Consider the following 18514-nt stretch of genomic DNA (forward strand, 5'->3'; position numbering starts at 1 on the left):
TTCGCCCCGCCTGTGTTAACGTGATAGCAGTTGCAGTTTTGGTTACCAGAGACTCGTACAAGTGACTTGTTTCTTTGCAGAGCTTTCCGGATCTTTCCGGAGGGGTGATCATCGCGGCGACTCGGGCCCGTAAAGTGCGGAGTCCGGCACTGCCCCCCAAGGGAGATTCAATATGGCATCTGGCACCGTGAAGTGGTTCAACGCGGAAAAGGGCTTCGGCTTCATCGAGCAGGACGGCGGCGGCGCTGACGTGTTCGCCCACTACTCGAACATCGCCACCTCCGGCTTCCGCGAGCTTCAGGAAGGCCAGAAGGTTACCTTCGACGTCACGCAGGGCCAGAAGGGCCCGCAGGCCGAGAACATCGTTCCCGCCTGACACTGACGCGAACGTCGCGAGCCGTGCGGCTCGCGCATCATGTGGCTGGGACCCGCGCTCTTGGGGTGCGGGTCCCAGCTCATTGTGTTCCGGGATTCCCGGACCTCCCGGATTCTCCGGATTATCGACAGCCCCGGTCTCAGCACTGACAGGGCTCGGCTTTTCGCATTTCCCACGGCTCATTCTTGTGAATCTCGTGCGGCATCTCGCCGTTGGACGGAATTCCTCGATACGCCGAATCGAGGAAGGTTCCTCCATGAACCGCACCCGCGGTACCGGCGGCAGTTCCGGTCGCTTCCGCACGGACAGAAGTTCCACACGCTCGGCAGGCTCCGCTCGCGGCAGCCGCTTCCGCGCCCAGGAGACGGGCCGGCAGGGTCCCCGCCCGGGCGCCGGGCGCAAGAGCGACGGAGCACGCTCCAGCACCCGCCGGCAGGAGTTCGCCCTGCCGGTCACCGTCACCGAACCGCTCCCGGCGGTCGAGACGTTCGCCGAGCTCGACATGCCCGCACGTCTGCTGGCCGCGCTCGGCGCCGAGGGCGTGACCGAGCCCTTCCCGATCCAGGCGGCCACGCTGCCGAACGCGCTGGCCGGCCGGGACGTCCTGGGCCGCGGGCGCACCGGCTCGGGCAAGACGCTCGCCTTCGGTCTGCCGCTGCTGGCCCGTCTGGACGGCCGGCGGGCCCAGCCCCGGCAGCCGCTCGCCCTCGTCCTCGTCCCCACCCGGGAACTGGCCCAGCAGGTCACCGACGCGCTCACCCCCTACGCCCGCGCCCTGCGGCTGCGGCTCGCCACCGTGGTGGGCGGCATGTCGATCGGCCGCCAGGCGAGTGCGCTGCGCGGCGGCGCCGAGGTCGTCGTCGCGACACCCGGCCGCCTCAAGGACCTCATCGAGCGGGGCGACTGCCGGCTCGACCAGGTCGCCGTCACGGTCCTGGACGAAGCCGACCAGATGGCCGACATGGGCTTCATGCCGCAGGTGACCGCGCTGCTCGACCAGGTCGGCCCGGACGGCCAGCGGCTGCTGTTCTCGGCCACCCTGGACCGCAACATCGACCTTCTGGTGCGCCGCTACCTGAACGACCCCGTGGTGCACTCGGTCGACCCGTCCGCGGGCGCCGTCACCACGATGGAGCACCACCTGCTCCATGTGCACGACGCCGACAAGCACACCACCGCGACCGAGATCGCCGCCCGCGACGGGCGAGTGATCATGTTCCTGGACACCAAGCACGCGGTCGACCGGCTGGCCAAGCACCTGCTGTCCGTCGGAGTGCGCGCCTCGGCCCTGCACGGCGGCAAGTCCCAGCCCCAGCGCAACCGGACGCTCGCCCAGTTCAAGGACGGTCACGTCACGGTCCTGGTGGCCACCAACGTCGCTGCCCGCGGCATCCACGTCGACAACCTCGACCTCGTCGTGAACGTCGACCCGCCCGCCGACCACAAGGACTACCTGCACCGCGGCGGCCGTACCGCCCGCGCCGGCGAGTCCGGCACCGTCGTCACCCTCGTCCTCCCGCACCAGCGTCGCGCGATGGACCGTCTGATGGCCGACGCCGGCATCACTCCGAGCTCCGCACGGGTGCGCCCGGGCGAGGACGAGCTGCACCGCATCACCGGCGCCCGGACCCCCTCGGGCGTACCCGTCACCGTCACCCCACCGGTCGCCGAACAGAGCGAACGCACGGGATCCGGCTCCCGTGGCCGCAGGGGGCGGGCCGGCGGCCGCGGTGGCAGCGGGCGGACCGCCTCCCGGAGCCGTCGCTCCACCCCGAGGAACAACCCCTAGGCCAGGCACCGGGACTTGCTCCCGGCGATCGGGGCGAGCCTCCACTCGTCCTGCCCGTCCCGACGAAGAGGAGAAGCCCTTGACGCCGACTCCGCCAGGCACGCCGCGGGCCGGGAACACCGACGGCACATCGCTGACCGCCCGTGACGCCATGCACGCTCCCGGCCCCCAGGTGGACGACCGCATGACGGTCGACGTGGCCCTGTCCGTGCTCATCGGTGCCCGCGTGCCGCACCTGCTCGTCCAGGACGCGGACGGACGGTGCGCGGGACTGGTCACCCGGGCCCAGCTCGCCGCACACCGCCGCGGCTCGCGGCACGGCGACCGGCCCCGGCTGCGGGACATCCCGCTCGACCGCGGACCGTTCACCTCGTCCGGGGCCGGGCTCGGCGAGGCGGTGGACGCCATGCGGGGCCGGACCCTGCACGCGTCCCCCGTGATCGACGAGCACGGCTACGCCCTGGGCGTCCTCGCCGTCACGCCCTGACCGCCCTGCGGCCGCCGCCGCGCGGCCGCCCTCCCGTGTTTCTCCCCCAACTCTGCGGAGGCATCCATGCGCTGTGTCATCGCCCGGTTCCCCTTCGACCTGATCAAGAGCGAGGTCGAACACTCGATGAGCGGCATCACGCCCGAACCCGTCATCGGGGTGTCCGTGACCATCGGCAGCCGCGTCTACCCCGTGATGCAGGTCGGGGAAGTGATCACCAGACAGAACCGACGCGACTTCACGGCGGGCGAGATGCGCCGGGCGCTGACCCGGCTCGGCTTCACCTGCCACGACGCGCCCGCGGCCGCGCCGGCCCAGGACACGCGAGCCGACGAGGGCGCGCTGGGCTGGTGACGCACGCTCGGCGGGTGTGGGACGCCGAAGGACCGGGAGCCCCGACCGTGCGCCGGTCCGGGCCGTGCGCCGGTCGGGGCCCGCGTCACCGCACCGTCCACGTCAGAGAGTCGGACGTCTGTGCCCGGACCGCGGGGTCCCGTACGGCCGTCGTGCGGTCGGTCACGGTGGCCGTGATCTCGTGGCCCCGGCCGTGGACGCCCAGCCGGTGCGGCGTCACCGACCGGAGGCCCGTCGCCGACGGGACCTTCCTGCCATCGACGTACCAGGTCAGTTCGAGGTCCGCCAGACCGGTCAGCGGGGCGAGACGTACGGTGATCCGCCGCCCTGGCCCGACCGGCCGGGCCGTGGGGACGGACGAGGTCAGCGCGTCCGCGTCGGCGTAGAAGCCGGCGATCATCGCCTCCCGGCCGACGACATTGAACTCGGTCGAGGCCAGGTCCCGCATGATGGACGTCACGGTCGGCCGGTAGATGCCCGTCTCGTAGTACCCGCCGCCTTCGTACGTGCCCACCACCGAACCCGTCGGGTCGGCGGCTCCGAGCCAGCGGTACCACTTGGTCGTGCCCGGGTCGCGGCGGAGTGTGAGGTTGGCCGCGGCCGGTTCATCGGCGTTCGGGTAGGCGCCGTAGCCCGGGTACTGGTACTCGTCGGCCAAGTGGCCTATGGAGTGGCCCAGTTCATGGGCTCCTATGAGGTACGACCTGTCGTTGCCGGACGACATCGTCGCCACGCCGTGGAACGGCGAGCCCGACGGCAGGTCGACGGCGGAGTAGCCCGCGCCGCCGTACTTGGCGGAGTGGGCGACGACGAAGACGATGTCGGCGTCCGGGGCCCGGGCGGCGTAGTGCGCGACCTGGTCCGTGTCGACGCACAGGAGGCGTTCGAGGTCGTCGCAGTAGAAGTGGGCGCCCAGCGCGGTGTCCTTCACGACATCGGCCGTCGGGTCGCCGGAGACACCGGACTCGCGGGAGACGGTGTTGACCAGCCAGAAGTTGAACAGGCCGCGGTAGCTCCGGTACGGCTCGACGGCGAAGATCTCGTCCAGCTTCTGCTCGGCGTCCGCGGCGAACTCGCCCTGCTCGTCCGCGGTGTAGCCGTCGCCCATCACCACCAGGTCGAGCCGCCCGGTCACGGGTCCGGTCCGCTGGAGTGCCCGCACCGTCGGGGCGGCGCCCACCGCAGCCGGGGCGCGGCGGGCCGTGCGGGCCGGGGTGTCCGCCGGGACGGCCACCTGGCGGGGCTCCGCCGCGGGGCCGGGGAAGTACTCGACGTGCCGGGTGCGAGCAGGGGCCCCGGCCGCCTCGGCCGGCCCGGGGTGCACTCCGACGACCAGTGCCGCCGCGGCGGCGAAGGCGGCCCCGGCGGCGGTGATCCAGCGCGTACGCGATCTTGCGCGGTGCGGCACGGAAGCCTCGCTCAAGTAGCCGGTTAAATGGACTTAAGATCACGGTTAACGTAGAGGGCCGGGCTTGAATCGGCAAGGCTTGCAGCACAGTTGACGGAACATCAGGAATATGCGGAACCCCGGTGGGGACCTCGCGGCGATCATCGGGGACCGGCATGTGACGCGCCGCCGGCCGTGGGCGCCGGACGGGAACCCGCCCCGCCGAAGGACGGCAGCGCGCCGGCTCCGTTCAGGGCGCCCTCTAGTCTGGGGACCTGGACCGGCTTGTGAGACACGGGATTCGGGAAAGGTGACCGGCGATGCCGCTGAGCCCCGGAGATGCGGAGTCCATAGGCGGCTACGCGCTGACCGACCGGCTGGGCAGAGGCGGCATGGGGGTCGTCTACCTGGGACGCTCGGCATCGGGGCGCCAGGTCGCGGTGAAGGTGGTGCACGCCCGGTACGCACAGGACGAGGAGTTCCGGGCGCGCTTCCGGCAGGAGGTCACGGCGGCCCGCAGGGTGAGCGGAGCGTTCACCGCGCCGGTGGTGGACGCCGACCCGGACGCCGAACTGCCCTGGATGGCCACGCTGTACGTGCCGGGCCGCACGCTGTCGGAGCAGGTGACCGAAGAAGGACCCCTGCGCGGAAGCGAGCTGCGCACGCTGGGGCTGGGGCTCGCCGAGGCCCTGCGGGACATCCACCAGGCGGGCCTGGTGCACCGCGACCTGAAGCCGAGCAACGTCCTGATGGCCGAGGACGGACCACGCGTCATCGACTTCGGCATCTCACGCGCCGCCGACAACGAGACCCTCACCGTGACCGGACGGCTGATCGGCACCCCCCGCTTCATGTCCCCGGAGCAGTTCAGGTCGCCGCGGGACGTCACCGCGGCCTCGGACGTGTTCTCACTGGGGTCGGTGCTGGTGTACGCGGTCACCGGCACCGGTCCGTTCAACGCCGAGAGCCCCTATGTGACGGGCTATCAGATCCTGCATGAGTCCCCGCTCCTTGAGGGGGTCGGGGAACCGCTCCTGGGCATCGTCAGGCGTTGCCTGGACAAGGATCCGGCCGCCCGGCCCGACACGGCCGAACTGCACAGCATGCTCCGGACGCTGCCGGATTCCGCCGCAGCCGCGACCGCGGCGGAACCCCGGGGCCCGCGACGGAACCCCGGACCACCGGACGCGGCCTCCCTGCGGACCGGGGACAGCACGGCCGGAAGGTGGACCGGCCGCGGACGCCGCGGACGCCGGCTCGTCATCGGCCTCACCGCGGCCCTGGCCGCCACCGCGCTGGGCCTCACGACGCTGCACTTCGTGTCGCGCTCGGGCCCGGACACGGACGCGGCCACGACGGCATCGTCCCCGCACGCCGCCGGCCCGCGCCCCGCAGCGCTGCCCACCGGCTGGAAGCCCTGGCGGACGGACCTGGCCCACGGCTCGGGCCGCATCGACCCGATCTTCTACACGGAGGGCGGGTGCGTGCCCGGCGGGAGCGCCGTCTACTGCGCCGGAACCGGCTTCACGGTCGCCAAGGTCGACGCCGCCTCCGGCCGCGCCCTGTGGCGGGCCGGCACCAACCCGCAGGAGGTGCGGCCCGTCGGCGTCCGGGACGGGCTCGTCTACGTCTACCAGCAGCCGGACGACGCGGCCGCGGGCAACAGGGCCCTGAAGCTGGTGGCGCTGGACGCCGGCACCAAGCAGCAGCGATGGGCCCGCCGTATCGACGACGACAACGGAACGGCGCACCTGTTCAGCCGCGGGGTGCTGACGACGTCGGCCTCCGGGACGCGGTTCGTGGCCTACGGGCCGTCGGGCAGACAGCTGTGGACGTCGTCGGCCACGGCCCCGGGCGGCAGGTCCTGCGTGCCGCTGGTGCTCGGCGACACCCCGTACGGACTGTGCTCGTCGGACGAGGATCCCAACGGAGCCCCGATCAGCCTGCTGCGGCTCGACGCGTCCGACGGCACCCGCCGCGACCTGGCGACGCTGCCGCCGACGGCCGAGCCGCTCGGTGTCGTCGGCGGACAGCTCCTGTTCACCGTCCAGCAGGACCCGGACAAGGTGGCGCAGTCCGTGGGCGACGAGTCGTACACGGCCCTGGTGCGGGTGGACCCGGGCACCGGTGCCGTCGGGCGGACACCGCTGACGGGATCGCCGCGCGGCGCCGCCGCCCTGGTGGACGGCGTCGTCTACGTCGTACGGCAGGACGGAGTGGTCACCGCGGTGTCGGCGGCCTCCGGCAGGCAGCTGTGGCGCAGGGCGACACAGGTGGAGAACCTGTCCGCGCCGGTGTACTCGGCCTCGTACGGCGAACTCTGCTTCGCCAACCACTTCGGCCGTGTGCTGGCGCTGGACCGGGAGACCGGCGCCGAGCGGTGGCGCACGGCCGCGATGGACGACCTGGGGAACTCGGCGGACGGGATGGCGCCGAGCCTGCTGCTCGTCAAGGACGCGCTGGTGGCGGTGACGGGCGACACGGTCTTCTCCCTGCGTCCGGACCGTCCCTCGGCCCCGCCGTCGCCGGTCGCCCGCGACTGACCGCATCGGGCACGGCCGGCTCAGCTCGCGGCCGGGACCAGCGGTCCGAAGGACGCTGCGGCCATCTGCTGGATGCAGCGCATCTCGGTGCCGTCGAGGTTGGTCGGGTTGAGCGAGTAGACGATCTTTCGGGAGAGGTCGCGGGTGGCGAACACACCGCTGGTGTAGCCGGGGCGGGAGCCGGTCTTGCCCCAGACCTCCACGCCGTTGGCGGCCCTGACCCGCATCAGGCCCATGCTCATGCAGGCCCGGCCCGCGTCGGACTCGGTGCGGCACTGGCTGCTGTGGAAGCTCGGCACGTCGGGGACGGCGAAGAGCTTCGCCTGCTGGGCCGGCGGGAGCAGACGGCCGCGCAGGAGCGCGGTCATGAAGCGGTCGAGGTCGGCCGGAGTGGAGATCATGCCGCCCTCGGCCCAGGGCCAGGGGCTCTGCTCGGTGACGTCCGCCGGATGCGTGGTGCCGTCCGCCGCCCTGACCGTCAGATAGGCGTGGGAGTGCGGGGCCGGCAGGCGCGGGTCGTCGGCTCCGGGGACGTAGGTGTCGTGCAGGCCGAGCGGCCCGGTGATGCGGGACCGTACCTCGTGCGCGAAGCTGTGGCCGGTGATCTTCTCGACCAGCAGGCCGGCGACGTAGTAGTTCTCCCCGCTGTACTGCTGCGCGGTGCCCGGCGCGAACTGCATCGGTTGGTCCGCCATCAGATCGATCACCCGCTGCGGGGTGAAGCTCTTCAGCCGGTTGGCGGCGAACCACTCGGGGCTGCCGTCGCCGAAGTCCGGGGTCTGCGCGGGATGCGGCAGACCGCTGGTGTGGTTGAGGAGCTGGCCGACCGTGACGGGCGGGATGCCGGCGGGCAGGACGCCCGGCAGGTACTGCTGGACGGGCGTGTCCAGGTCGATCCGGTGCTCGGCGGCGAGCTGGAGGACGACAGTGGCGGTGAAGACCTTGGAGATGCTGCCGATCCGGAGGTACGCATCACGCGGAACACCGTGACCGGTCTCCAGGTCGCCCACGCCCGAGGTGCCCGTCCAGTGGCCCGCACTGCCGGTGATCCGCAGCAGGGCACCGGTGACGTCCGCGCTCGGCAGGCCGGCGATGGACGCCCGCAGCGCGGCCGGGTCGAGGGCCGGCAGCGGTGCGGTGGCGGCAGCGGCCACCGGGCGGGACGTGGCTGCGGAGGCCGGGGCGGCCATACCTGCGGCCAGGGCCACCAGCACGGCACCGGAGGCGGCCACGGCGGTCCAACGGCTTTGTCGCACAGTGCGGTTCACGAACTGTCTCCCCGTAAGAGTGGCGGTCGGCCCGGCGCACGCCCGGCCCTGCCACGAGTCTCCGCCGCACCGGCACCCCCGCTCATCAGGGAACTGCCCTGAGCAGACCCTGACCGAACCCCTACAGCCCCCCAGGCCCCAGGCCCCAGACCTCAGACCTCAGACCTCAGACCTCAGACCCCAGGGTGCCGGGTCCCAGTCCCAGCCCTCAGACCCCAGGGTGCCGGGTCCCAGTCCCAGCCCTCAGGCCCCAGGCCCCCAGGTGCCGGATCCCGGCCCTCCAGCCCTCAGGCCCCAGGCCCCAGGCCCCCAGGTGCCGGATCCCAGCGCAAGGCCTCCACGTGCCGGATCCCAGCGCTCACCGGGACCGGGCGAACTCCCCCATGCCCTCCTCGAAGTCCACCTCCGGCTTCCAGCCCAGTTCCGTGCGCAGGCGGGACGAGTCCGCGGTGATGTGGCGGACGTCGCCCAGCCGGTACTCGCCGGTGACCAGCGGCTCGGGGCCGCCGTGCGCCGCGGCCAGGGCGCGGGCCAGGTCGCCGACCGTGTGCGGGGTGCCGCTGCCCGTGTTGTACGCGGTGAAGGTGCCGGGGCGTGACGCGGCCTCCAGGGCGGTGACGTTGGCGGTGGCCACGTCACGCACATGGACGAAGTCCCGGCGCTGGCGGCCGTCCTCGAAGACGCGCGGGGCCTCGCCGCGTTCCAGGGCGGAGCGGAAGAAGGAGGCGACCCCGGCGTACGGGGTGTCGCGGGGCATCCGGGGACCGTACACGTTGTGGTAGCGCAGGGAGATCGCCGTGCCCTCCGTGCAGCGGGCCCAGGCCGCGGCGAGGTGCTCCTGGGCGAGCTTGGTGGTGGCGTACACATTGCGCGGGTCGACGGGGGCCTCCTCACCGACCAGGCCCGGGGACAGCGGCGCCCCGCACACGGGACAGCCCGGGTCGAAGCGGCCCGCCCTCAAGTCCGTCTCGGCGCGCGGGCCGGGGCGTACGACGCCGTGTTCGGGACACTCGTAACGGCCCTCCCCGTACACCACCATCGATCCGGCCAGCACCAGCCGGCGCACGCCCGCCTCGGCCATCGCGGCGAGCAGGACGGCGGTGCCCAGGTCGTTGCGGGAGACGTACTCGGCCGCGTCGGCGACACCGTTGCCGAGGCCGACCATGGCCGCCTGGTGGCAGACCGCGTCGACACCGGACAGGGCCGCGGCGACGGCCGCGGGATTGCGCACGTCGGCGCCGGGTTCGTCCCGGACGTCGTACACGACCGGCTCGTGCCCGCGCGCCCGCAGCGCGTCGACGACATGGGACCCGATGAACCCGGCACCGCCGGTGACCAGTACACGCATAGGGCCACGCTAGGTCCGCGACGCGCCCGCGGCGGCTACGACGGGCGGTACGTCACCTCTCCGTAAGATGCCCGCCCCTCAGGGCCCCTCTGTGAGAAGCCCGCACCCCCAAGGCCCCCTCCGCAAGAAGCCCGCACCCACAGCCCCCTCCCACAGGCCCCCGCCGCAACAAGCCCGCACCCGCAGCCCCCCTCCCGCAGACCCCCACCGCAACAAGCCCGCGCGCAGGAGCCCGCGCGCAGCAGCCCTCACAGCGGCTTGGCGGGCCAGTCCAGCAGGCGGGCGCCGATCACGGCCGTCTGGAGCATGTAGCGGTGCGCCGGGTCGGCCGGGTCGGCCCCGGTCAGCTTGTGGATGCGTTCCAGACGGTAGGTCAGCGCGCGCACGCTGAGGGAGAGTCGGCGGGCGGCCTCGGTGGCCACGCAGCCGGAGTCGAAGTACGCGGTCAGGGTGTCCAGCAGGGGCTGCGCCCCGCCGCGCGCCGCGGTGAGCGGGCCGAGGGTGTGGGAGACCAGGTCGGCCAGCGCCTGCCGGTCCCGGGCGAGGACCGGGTAGACGAGCAGGTCGGCGGCGCGCAGCAGCGGCTCGTCCAGACCGAGCCGGCCGGCCATCTCCAGGGTGGCGAGGGCCTCTTCGTAGGACTGCACGACCCCGCCGGCACCGGGCTGCGGGCGGCCGACCGCGACCCGGCCGCCGTCGGTGGCCGCGTACGCCTGCTTGGCGAAGTAGTTGACGACGTCGTCCTCGTCGCCGGGCGCGATGCACAGCAGCCGGCCGTTCTTGGTGGTCAGCAGGATGCTGCGGGCGTCGAAGCGGCCGAGGACGGCCCGTTGCACCTGCCGGGCCACCCGGTCGCCCTCGGTGTAGGCGGCCGGGCCCTCGGCGACGGCGACCGCGTGCGCCCTGGACAGTCTCAGGCCGAAGCGCTCGGCGCGCTCGGCGAGCCGGCCCAGGTCGCTGCGGCCGTAGAGCAGGTCGTCGATGAACTCCCGGCGTGCGGCCTCCTCACGGCGCACGGCGAGCCGCTGGGCGCGTTCGTAGCCCTCGGCGAAGGCGTCGATGGCCTGCTGCACGGCGGCCAGGGTGCTGTCGGCCGACCCGGGTGTGTGCGGCCAGGCGGCGCGGGCGGCGGCCAGGTGCGCGACGACCAGCGCGCGCAGCCCGTGACCGGCGTCGGCGGCCTGTTCGCCCAGGGAGCGGCGGGCGGCCAGCTCCTCGCGGGTCAGCCGCCGGCCGGTGGCCGCGACCTCGGCCAGGGTGGCGGCATAACCGCCCAGATAGTGCTCGGACATCGCCTGTTCGGTCACGCCGTCCCCGCTCCCCCGTGATCTTGACGTGCCGGTGACGCTTTCTTAGCGCCCCTCCGGCATCGAGAACATAGTGAACGCTGCCGGAGACCGGCAATGCGCCGGGGTGCGCCCCTCGTGCACCATCACGCAAGGGGAGCACTACAGATGGTTGCGGTGCCGGACACCGGCAGGTGTCCGGCACCACGACCGGAGCTCTTCCGTCTCCTTCGTCTGACTCACAAGGACGTATTCCATGGAAGCGCTCGGCGTGCTCGTCGCCGCCTGTCTCGTCGTCGTACTGCTCGCGCTGCTCGCCTTCTCCCGGCTGTACCGGAAGGTGGACCAGAGCCAGGCCCTGATCGTGTCGAAGACGCGGCAGGTCGGCGTGTCGTTCACCGGACAGGTCGTGCTTCCGGTCCTGCACAAGGCCGAGGTCATGGACATCTCGGTGAAGACGATCGAGATCAGCCGCTCCGGCCGGGACGGGCTGATCTGCCGGGACAACATCCGTGCCGACATCCGGATCCTGTTCTTCGTGAAGGTCAACAAGACCGAGCAGGACGTCATCAAGGTGGCCCAGTCCGTCGGCACCGAGCGCGCCAGCCACCAGGACACGCTCCAGGAGCTGTTCCACGCGAAGTTCTCCGAGGCGCTGAAGACCGTCGGCAAGCAGATGGACTTCACCGACCTGTACACCAAGCGCGAGGAACTTCGGTACCACATCATCGAGTTGATCGGTGTCGACCTCAACGGTTACCACCTCGAGGACGCGGCGATCGACTACCTGGAGCAGACCCCGCTCGCCCAGCTGGACCCGGCCAACGTCCTCGACGCCCAGGGCATCCGCAAGATCACCGAGCTGACGGCGATCGAGCACGTGCGCACCAACGAGGCGCAGCGCAACGAGCAGAAGGAGATCACCCGCCAGGACGTCGACGCCCGCGAGGCCATCCTGGAGCTGGAGCGCCGGCAGGCCGACGCAGAGATCAAGCAGAAGCGGGAGATCGAGACGTCCCGGGCCCGCGAGGAGGCCGAGACCGCGCGGGTCGTCGAGGAGGAGCGGCTGCGCTCGCAGGGCGCCTTCCTGCGCACCGAGGAGCAGCTCGGCGTCCAGCGCGAGAACCAGGCCCGCGAGATCGCCGTCGCCGCGAAGAACCGCGAGCGGGTCATCGCCGTGGAGAGCGAGCGGGTCGAGAAGGACCGGATGCTGGAGGTCATCGCCCGGGAGCGGGAGACCCAGCTGACGAAGATCGCCGCCGAGAAGGAGGTCGAGGCGGAGAAGCGGGAGATCGCCGAGGTCGTCCGGGAGCGGGTCGCGGTGGACCGTACGGTCGCCGAGCAGGAGGAGTCGATCAAGAAGCTGCGCATGGTCGAGCAGGCCGAGCGCGAGCGGCAGGCCCTTGTCATCTCCGCCGAGGCGGAGGCCCAGGAGAAGCTGGTCAAGGACATCAAGGCCGCCGAGGCCGCCGAGCAGGCCGCGACGCACCGCGCCGCCGAGGAACTCACCCTCGCCGAGGCCCGGCTGAAGACCGCCGACCTCGACGCGCGGGCCAAGCTGCGGCTCGCCGAGGGCACCCAGGCCGAGGCCGCCGCCGAGGGGCTCGCCGCCGTGCAGGTCCGCGACAAGGAGGCCGAGGTCATCGAGAAGTCCGGCCGGGCCGAGGCCCGGGCCGCCGAGGCACGGCTGCGCGCGGAGGCCGAGGGCACCCAGGCCAGGGCGCTCGCCGAGGCCGAGGGCGCGCGGGCGAAGGGACTCGCGGAGGCGGAGGGCGCGCGGGCGGCGGCGGAGGCCACCGAGGCGCGGCTGAAGGCCGAGGCGGAGGGCGCGCGGGCGAAGGCGCTCGCGGAGGCCACCGGCATCGGGGAGAAGCTGAAGGCCGAGGCGGCGGGCCTGACCGAGAAGGCCGCGGCGATGGCCGCCCTGGACGAGGCGTCCCGGGGGCACGAGGAGTACCGGCTGCGGCTGCAGGCGGAGAAGGAGATCCGGCTGGCCGGCCTGGAGACGCAGCGGCAGGTCGCCGAGGCCCAGGCCACGGTCCTCGCGACCGGCCTGGAGAACGCCGACATCGACATCGTCGGCGGGGAGTCGGTCTTCTTCGACCGGCTGGTCTCGGCGGTCTCGTTCGGCAAGGGCGTGGACGGCTTCGTCGACAGCTCACGGACCGCGCAGGCGCTGGCCAAGCCCTGGCTGGACGGCTCGGGCAGCTTCACCGACGACCTGGGCCGGATCCTCGGCTCGTTCAGCACGGCCGACGTGCAGAACCTCACCGTGTCGGCGCTGCTGATGAAGCTGATGAACTCCGGCGGCCCGGACGCCTCCCAGTTCCGGCAGCTCCTCGACCGGGCGGGCGAGCTGGGCCTGGCGGACACGCCGCTCACCGCACTGAACGGCGCCGCCCGCAACCAATGACCGGTGGCCGGGCCGCTGTACGGGGGTCGGCGGCCCGGCCACCTCCTGTTTCCCCGCAGTACCCGACGCCCTTGAAGGGATGCACTCTCCATGGCCACCGCCCCGGAGACGGGCTCGTACGACAGCGTCGACGCCGGCACCTACGAGGTGCTGCGCGACCGGCTGGCCGCCCAGGCCGCCGACCTGGCCCGGCGGGCCGAGGCGCTCAACGCGCGCCGCGCCGAGGAGTTCGGCTCCGCCGGGCTCGCCCTGCGGGCCACCGCGCAACTGCGCACCGCTCACGCGTGCGTGCCCTGCGACGTCGTCGCCGTCGGGGACGTGCTGCTGTTCGGCGGCAGCGGACGGACGGACGACGGCACCGGCGCGGCGGTGTCCGACGTCCTCGCGCTGTACGACCGGGATCTGAACCGGCTGCCCGAGGACGCCGTGCCCGCACTGCTCGACGACCCGGCGTTCGTCCGGGAGTTCACGGCCCTGCACCGCTACTACCGGCAGACCCGGCTGCTGCGGCTGCGCCACGTCGACGGCCGGCTGCTGGCGGTGTTCCGCACCGGCGAGAAGGCCGACGACGTCCGCGCCCTGCGCTGGGGTCCCGCAGCGGACGGCCGCACCCGGTTCCTGGACGCGCGCGGCGACCGCGACGACGTCTTCCCGCCGGCGTACGACTTCGCCTGGACCGACACCACCCGCGAGGACCACGTCCTGGGCCGGGACCCGTATGTGACGGTGCCGGGCGGGGCGGGCGTGGCGACCGTCGGCGGGCGGCTCACCGTGCGCGGCCCCGAGGGCGAGGAGCTGTACGCCGAACCGGTCGAGGAGCCGCTGCAGTCGCTCGCCGACGCGGCCGTCGCGCACGCGCGCGTGGGCGCGCTGGTCCTGCTGCGGGTGCGGCCGTACAAGGAGGACGGCGACCGGTATCTGGTGTTCAACACGCTGAACCGGTCGGTGGTCCGGCTCGACGGCATCGGGCAGGCCTGCCGCCGGCTGCCCGACGACCAGGGCATCGTGTTCCCGGGCGGGTACTGCCTGGCCTCGGGTGCGCACAAGACGTACGAACTCGACACCCACGGCCTGGAGTACGAGCGGGAGGTGCGCTCGCCCAACGGGGAGGACGTGCTCTACGCGTTCCGCTCGCGCGCCGGGGGCCGCACGCTGCTGCTGTCGTACAACACCCTGCGCAAGGAGGTCGCCACCCCGCTGCCCTGCCGGGGCTGGGCCCTGTTCGAGGACGGCGGCCTGGCCGTGCTGCGCGCCGAGGGCGACGAGCCCGCGCATGCGCATCCGCTCCAGTGGTGGGCCTCGCCGTACGTCTCCGACACGCATGCGGCGGCCCTGCGCACCGGCACCGGCGCCCTGGCCCGGGTCGGCAACGCGGACCTCGTGCGCGGGCTCGCCGACTGCCTGTCCGTCGCCCGGCTCGTCTCCGAGGGCATCGGGACCGGCGAGGGCTACCGCGCGCTGGCCGCCGCCTGCGTACGCGCCGCCGACACGCACCACTGGCTGCGCGATGCCGAACTCGGCTCCCTGAGCACGCCGTTGGACGACGTGCGGGAGACCGCCGAGCAGGTGCTGGCCGAGTTCGAGACCGTGCGCGCGCTGTCCCGGCAGGCCGCCGAGGCCCTGGACGAGGCGGCGGAGCGGATCGCCGCCGTGGTCCGCCGGCTGCGCGGCGAGGCCCCGCGGGACGCCGCCGCCTGGGTGCGGGGCCTGACCGAACTCCGGCACGCACACGGCCATCTGCTGACCCTGAAGGAGCTGCGGTACGCGGACACCGCCCGGCTGGACGAGCTGGCCGCCCGCGCGGAGGACGATCTCGCGGCCTTCGGGCGGCGCGCGGTGTCCTTCCTGGCCCGCGAGGACGCGTTCGCGGCCCACCACGCGGACGTCGAACAGCTGGTGGGGCAGGCGGCGTCGGTCGAGACCGTCGCCGCGGCCGCGCCCGTCGCCGCCCGGCTGGACGACCTCGCCGACGGGCTGCACACGGTCACCGAGGTCGTCACCGGCCTGGAGATCGCCGACGCCACCGTCCGTACGGCCATCCTGGAACGGATCGCCGAGGTGCTCGGCGGCGTCAACCGGGCCCGCGCCACCCTCGACGCGCGCCGCCGCGGCCTCCTGGACCGCGAGGGCCGGGCCGAGTTCGCCGCCGAGACCGCCCTGCTGGCCCAGGCGGTCACCGCCGCGCTCGCCCGGTCCGGCACCCCCGAGGCCTGCGACGACCAACTGGCCGCGGTGCTCGCCCGGGTGGAGGACCTGGACGCCCGGTTCGCCGAGTTCGACGACTTCCTCGGCGAACTCGCCGAGCGCCGTGGCGAGATCTACGAGGCCTTCGCCGCCCGCAAGCAGTCCCTCGCCGACGCCCGCGCCCGCCGCGCCGAGCAGCTCGCCGCCTCCGCCGCCCGGGTGCTGGAGACGGTCGCCCGCCGCGCGGCCACGCTGGCCGACACCGACGCGGTCACCACCTACTTCGCCTCCGACCCGATGGTCGCCAAGGTCCGCCGCACCGCCGGCGAGCTACGCGCCCTCGGCGACAGCGTGCGCGCCGAGGAACTCGACGGCCGGCTCAAGGCCGCCCGCCAGGAGGCCGCCCGCGCCCTGCGCGACCGCGGCGACCTGTACGCCGACGAGGGCCGCACCCTGCTGCTCGGCGGCCACCGCTTCGCCGTCAACACCCAGCCGCTCGACCTCACCCTGGTCCCGCACGGCGAGGGCCTCGCCTTCGCGGTCACCGGCACCGACTACCGCCGCCCGGTGACGGATCCCGGCTTCGCCGAGACCCGCCCGCTGTGGGACCGGCACCTGCCCTCCGAGGCGGCCGGGGTCTACCGCGCCGAACACCTCGCCGCCCGTCTGCTGGCCGAGCACGGGCCCGCCGCCCTCGCGGCGGCCGACCTGCCCGCCCTGGTCCGGGAGGCGGCGCAGGCGTCGTACGACGAAGGCTACGAGCGCGGTGTGCACGACCACGACGCCACCGTGATCCTCACCGCCCTGCTCCCGCTGTACGACGGCGCCGGCACACTGCGCCACGAGCCCGCCGTGCGCGCCGCCGCCCAGCTCTTCTGGGCGCACGGCACCACGGTGGAGGCACGGGAGGTCTGGACGCGGCGTGCGGTGTCCCTGGCCCGTGCCCGGGAGGCCTTCGGACCCGTCGCGGGGATCGCCGCTCTGGTGACGGAGCTGGCCGGGGCGATCGGGACCTGGGACCCGGAGGCCGGGGCCCGGGGAGCCGCCGCGTACCTCTTCGACGAGCTGACCGCCGGCGGGGCCTTCGTCCTGGGCGCGGCCGCGCGCACGCTGCTGGAGAAGTTCCGGCACACGGTGGGGGGCACGGAGTACGCAGCGGACCTGGAGGCGCTGCCCGGCCTGGCCGAGCGCCGGCAGCTGGCGCAGGCGTGGCTCACGTCGTACGCCGCCGCCTCCGGCGCCGGGGCCGCACCCGGCGAGCTGGCCGAGGCGGTCGCCGCCGAACTCTGCCCCGCCCTGCCCCGCTACGACGGCGACGCCCCGCTGACCGCGACCGCCGAGGGGCTGCTGGGCACCCATCCGCGCGTGGTGGGCGGCCGGTTGCCGCTGCGCCTGGACGAGTTCCTGGCCAGGACCGCGCGGTTCGCGGAGCGGGAGGTCCCCGCCTTCCGCGCCTACCAGCGCCGCCGTACGGCCCTGGTGGCGGCCGAACGCGACCGGCTCCGGCTGGACGACCACCGTCCCCGGGTCATGTCCGCCTTCGTCCGCAACCGGCTCGTCGACGAGGTGTACCTGCCGCTGATCGGCGACAGCCTGGCCCGGCAGCTCGGCACCACCGGCGCGGCCAAGCGCACCGACACCGGCGGGCTGCTCCTGCTGGTCTCCCCGCCGGGCTACGGCAAGACGACGCTCATGGAGTACGTCGCCGACCGCCTCGGCCTGATGCTGGTCAAGGTCAGCGGCCCGGCGCTCGGCCACACCGTCACCTCGCTGGACCCGGCCGACGCCCCGGACGCCACGGCCCGCCGCGAGATCGAGAAGATCAACTTCGCGCTGGCGGCCGGCAACAACACCCTGCTCCACCTGGACGACATCCAGCACACCTCACCGGAGCTGCTGCAGAAGTTCATCCCGCTGTGCGACGCCACCCGCCGGGTCGACGGCGTGTGGGAGGGCCAGCCGCGCAGCTTCGACCTGCGCGGGAAGCGGTTCGCGGTCTGCATGACCGGCAACCCCTACACCGAGTCCGGCGACCGCTTCCGGGTCCCCGACATGCTCGCCAACCGGGCGGACGTGTGGAACCTCGGCGATGTCCTCACCGGCAAGGAGGACGCCTTCGCGGTCAGCTTCATCGAGAACGCGCTCACCGCCAACCCGGTCCTCGCCCCGCTCGCCGCCGGCGACCACGCGGACCTGGACCTGCTGGTCAGGCTGGCCGCCGCGGACCCCACGGCCCGTGCCGACCGCCTCATCCGCCCCGTCCCGCCCGCCGAACTGGACGCCGTCCTCGCGGTCCTGCGCCATCTGCTCGCCGTGCGCCGGACGATCCTCGCGGTCAACGCGGCCTACATCGCCTCCGCCGCCCAGTCGGAGGCCGCCCGCACCGAGCCGCCGTTCCGCCTCCAGGGCTCCTACCGGGACATGAACCGCATGGCCCAGCGCCTGCGTCCGGTCATGAACGACACCGAACGCGAGGCCGTCGTCACCGACCACTACACGGCCGAGGCGCAGACCCTCACCACCGGCGCCGAGGCGAACATGCTGAAGCTGGCCGAGCTGCGCGGCACCCTCACCGCCGATCAGTGCACCCGCTGGGCCGAGGTGAAGACGGCCCATGTCCGCTCCCGCACCCTCGGCGGCCCCGAGGACGATCCGCTGACCCGGGCGGTGGCCGCCCTCGGCCTGCTCGCCGACCGGGTGGCGGCGGTGGAGGCCGCCATCACCCGGGCGACCGGTTCCCGTTCCGTCCTGTCCGGCCCGGAACGGCCGGAGGGCTGATGCTGTACTTCCTCACCCCCCTGTCGGCCGCCCTCGCCCTGGTGGCCCTGACCACGTACGCCCTGATCCGCCGGGACCGGCGGCGCTACGGGAGGCCGAACTCCCGCGCATGCGGCGCCGATCCCCGTCTGTAGGTGCCGCTCCGCAGGTGCCGCCCGTCCGCGGCCGAGGGTGTCCCGCAGGGCGGTACGGTGCTCGTCCCGGTGCGGGGAGGGCGAACGCTCCCGTCCTGCCGCACACGGCGCCCGCGCCGCCGTGCACGATCTGCCGTGCACGATCTGCCGCGCACGGTGCCCGCGCC

General features: G+C 73.5%; 12 protein-coding genes. 8 read left to right on the forward strand and 4 right to left on the reverse strand.

Annotated features, from left to right (window positions below):
- The first annotated feature begins 172 nt into the window (after positions 1–172).
- From ACZ7P3_RS01700 to ACZ7P3_RS01715, 4 genes are all read left to right on the forward strand, one after another.
- Entirely contained in the window at positions 173–376 is a 204-nt protein-coding gene (locus tag ACZ7P3_RS01700) for a cold-shock protein (protein ID WP_007383480.1), read from the forward strand.
- Between the two features lie 256 nt (positions 377–632).
- A complete protein-coding gene (locus tag ACZ7P3_RS01705; RefSeq protein ID WP_472078364.1) occupies positions 633–2165 on the forward strand; it encodes a DEAD/DEAH box helicase in 1533 nt (510 codons plus the stop codon).
- 79 nt (positions 2166–2244) lie between these two features.
- Complete coding sequence (locus tag ACZ7P3_RS01710) at positions 2245–2652, forward strand: CBS domain-containing protein (RefSeq protein WP_472078365.1); 408 nt, start codon at positions 2245–2247, stop codon at positions 2650–2652.
- 66 nt (positions 2653–2718) lie between these two features.
- Entirely contained in the window at positions 2719–3006 is a 288-nt protein-coding gene (locus ACZ7P3_RS01715) for an SCO5918 family protein (RefSeq protein ID WP_472078366.1), read from the forward strand.
- Positions 3007–3091: 85 nt separating this feature from the next.
- Here ACZ7P3_RS01715 and ACZ7P3_RS01720 read toward each other — a convergent pair whose 3' ends face one another.
- The gene (locus ACZ7P3_RS01720; RefSeq protein ID WP_472078367.1) at positions 3092–4429 is read right to left on the reverse strand and encodes a M64 family metallopeptidase; all 1338 of its coding nucleotides are present in this window, start codon (positions 4427–4429) and stop codon (positions 3092–3094) included.
- A gap of 284 nt (positions 4430–4713) precedes the next feature.
- On the opposite strand from ACZ7P3_RS01720, the gene ACZ7P3_RS01725 reads away from it, so the two are divergent.
- The gene (locus tag ACZ7P3_RS01725; RefSeq protein WP_472078368.1) at positions 4714–6936 is read left to right on the forward strand and encodes a serine/threonine-protein kinase; all 2223 of its coding nucleotides are present in this window, start codon (positions 4714–4716) and stop codon (positions 6934–6936) included.
- A gap of 20 nt (positions 6937–6956) precedes the next feature.
- Here ACZ7P3_RS01725 and ACZ7P3_RS01730 read toward each other — a convergent pair whose 3' ends face one another.
- The 3 genes from ACZ7P3_RS01730 to ACZ7P3_RS01740 form a co-directional block, all read right to left on the reverse strand.
- Entirely contained in the window at positions 6957–8204 is a 1248-nt protein-coding gene (locus ACZ7P3_RS01730) for a serine hydrolase domain-containing protein (protein ID WP_472078369.1), read from the reverse strand.
- A gap of 358 nt (positions 8205–8562) precedes the next feature.
- A complete protein-coding gene (locus ACZ7P3_RS01735) occupies positions 8563–9552 on the reverse strand; it encodes an NAD-dependent epimerase/dehydratase family protein (RefSeq protein ID WP_472078370.1) in 990 nt (329 codons plus the stop codon).
- A gap of 248 nt (positions 9553–9800) precedes the next feature.
- On the reverse strand, positions 9801–10844 hold the full coding sequence (locus ACZ7P3_RS01740) for a PucR family transcriptional regulator (protein ID WP_472078801.1): 1044 nt from the start codon (positions 10842–10844) through the stop codon (positions 9801–9803).
- A gap of 250 nt (positions 10845–11094) precedes the next feature.
- Here ACZ7P3_RS01740 and ACZ7P3_RS01745 point away from each other — a divergent pair, with 250 nt between their 5' ends.
- The 3 genes from ACZ7P3_RS01745 to ACZ7P3_RS01755 all read left to right on the forward strand — a co-directional run bounded on the left by ACZ7P3_RS01745 (position 11095) and on the right by ACZ7P3_RS01755 (position 18347).
- The gene (locus ACZ7P3_RS01745; protein WP_472078371.1) at positions 11095–13251 is read left to right on the forward strand and encodes a flotillin family protein; all 2157 of its coding nucleotides are present in this window, start codon (positions 11095–11097) and stop codon (positions 13249–13251) included.
- 90 nt (positions 13252–13341) lie between these two features.
- Positions 13342–18213, forward strand: coding sequence for a DNA repair ATPase (locus ACZ7P3_RS01750; RefSeq protein ID WP_472078372.1), 4872 nt, complete (start codon positions 13342–13344; stop codon positions 18211–18213).
- Complete coding sequence (locus ACZ7P3_RS01755) at positions 18213–18347, forward strand: hypothetical protein (protein WP_472078373.1); 135 nt, start codon at positions 18213–18215, stop codon at positions 18345–18347. The genes ACZ7P3_RS01750 and ACZ7P3_RS01755 overlap by 1 nt, the downstream gene beginning before the upstream one ends.
- Positions 18348–18514 lie beyond the last annotated feature (167 nt).

It is taken from the genome of Streptomyces sp. NPDC107581, assembly GCF_055657175.1.

Excerpts from the sequence above, each read along its gene's own strand:
- ACZ7P3_RS01750 (WP_472078372.1), top strand. The coding sequence starts at position 13,342 with ATGGCCACCGCCCCGGAGACGGGCTCGTACGACAGCGTCGACGCCGGC.
- ACZ7P3_RS01755 (WP_472078373.1), top strand. The coding sequence starts at position 18,213 with ATGCTGTACTTCCTCACCCCCCTGTCGGCCGCCCTCGCCCTGGTGGCC.
- ACZ7P3_RS01715 (WP_472078366.1), top strand. The coding sequence starts at position 2,719 with ATGCGCTGTGTCATCGCCCGGTTCCCCTTCGACCTGATCAAGAGCGAG.
- ACZ7P3_RS01700 (WP_007383480.1), top strand. The coding sequence starts at position 173 with ATGGCATCTGGCACCGTGAAGTGGTTCAACGCGGAAAAGGGCTTCGGC.
- ACZ7P3_RS01705 (WP_472078364.1), top strand. The coding sequence starts at position 633 with ATGAACCGCACCCGCGGTACCGGCGGCAGTTCCGGTCGCTTCCGCACG.
- ACZ7P3_RS01745 (WP_472078371.1), top strand. The coding sequence starts at position 11,095 with ATGGAAGCGCTCGGCGTGCTCGTCGCCGCCTGTCTCGTCGTCGTACTG.
- ACZ7P3_RS01740 (WP_472078801.1), bottom strand. The coding sequence starts at position 10,844 with ATGTCCGAGCACTATCTGGGCGGTTATGCCGCCACCCTGGCCGAGGTC.
- ACZ7P3_RS01735 (WP_472078370.1), bottom strand. The coding sequence starts at position 9,552 with ATGCGTGTACTGGTCACCGGCGGTGCCGGGTTCATCGGGTCCCATGTC.
- ACZ7P3_RS01725 (WP_472078368.1), top strand. The coding sequence starts at position 4,714 with ATGCCGCTGAGCCCCGGAGATGCGGAGTCCATAGGCGGCTACGCGCTG.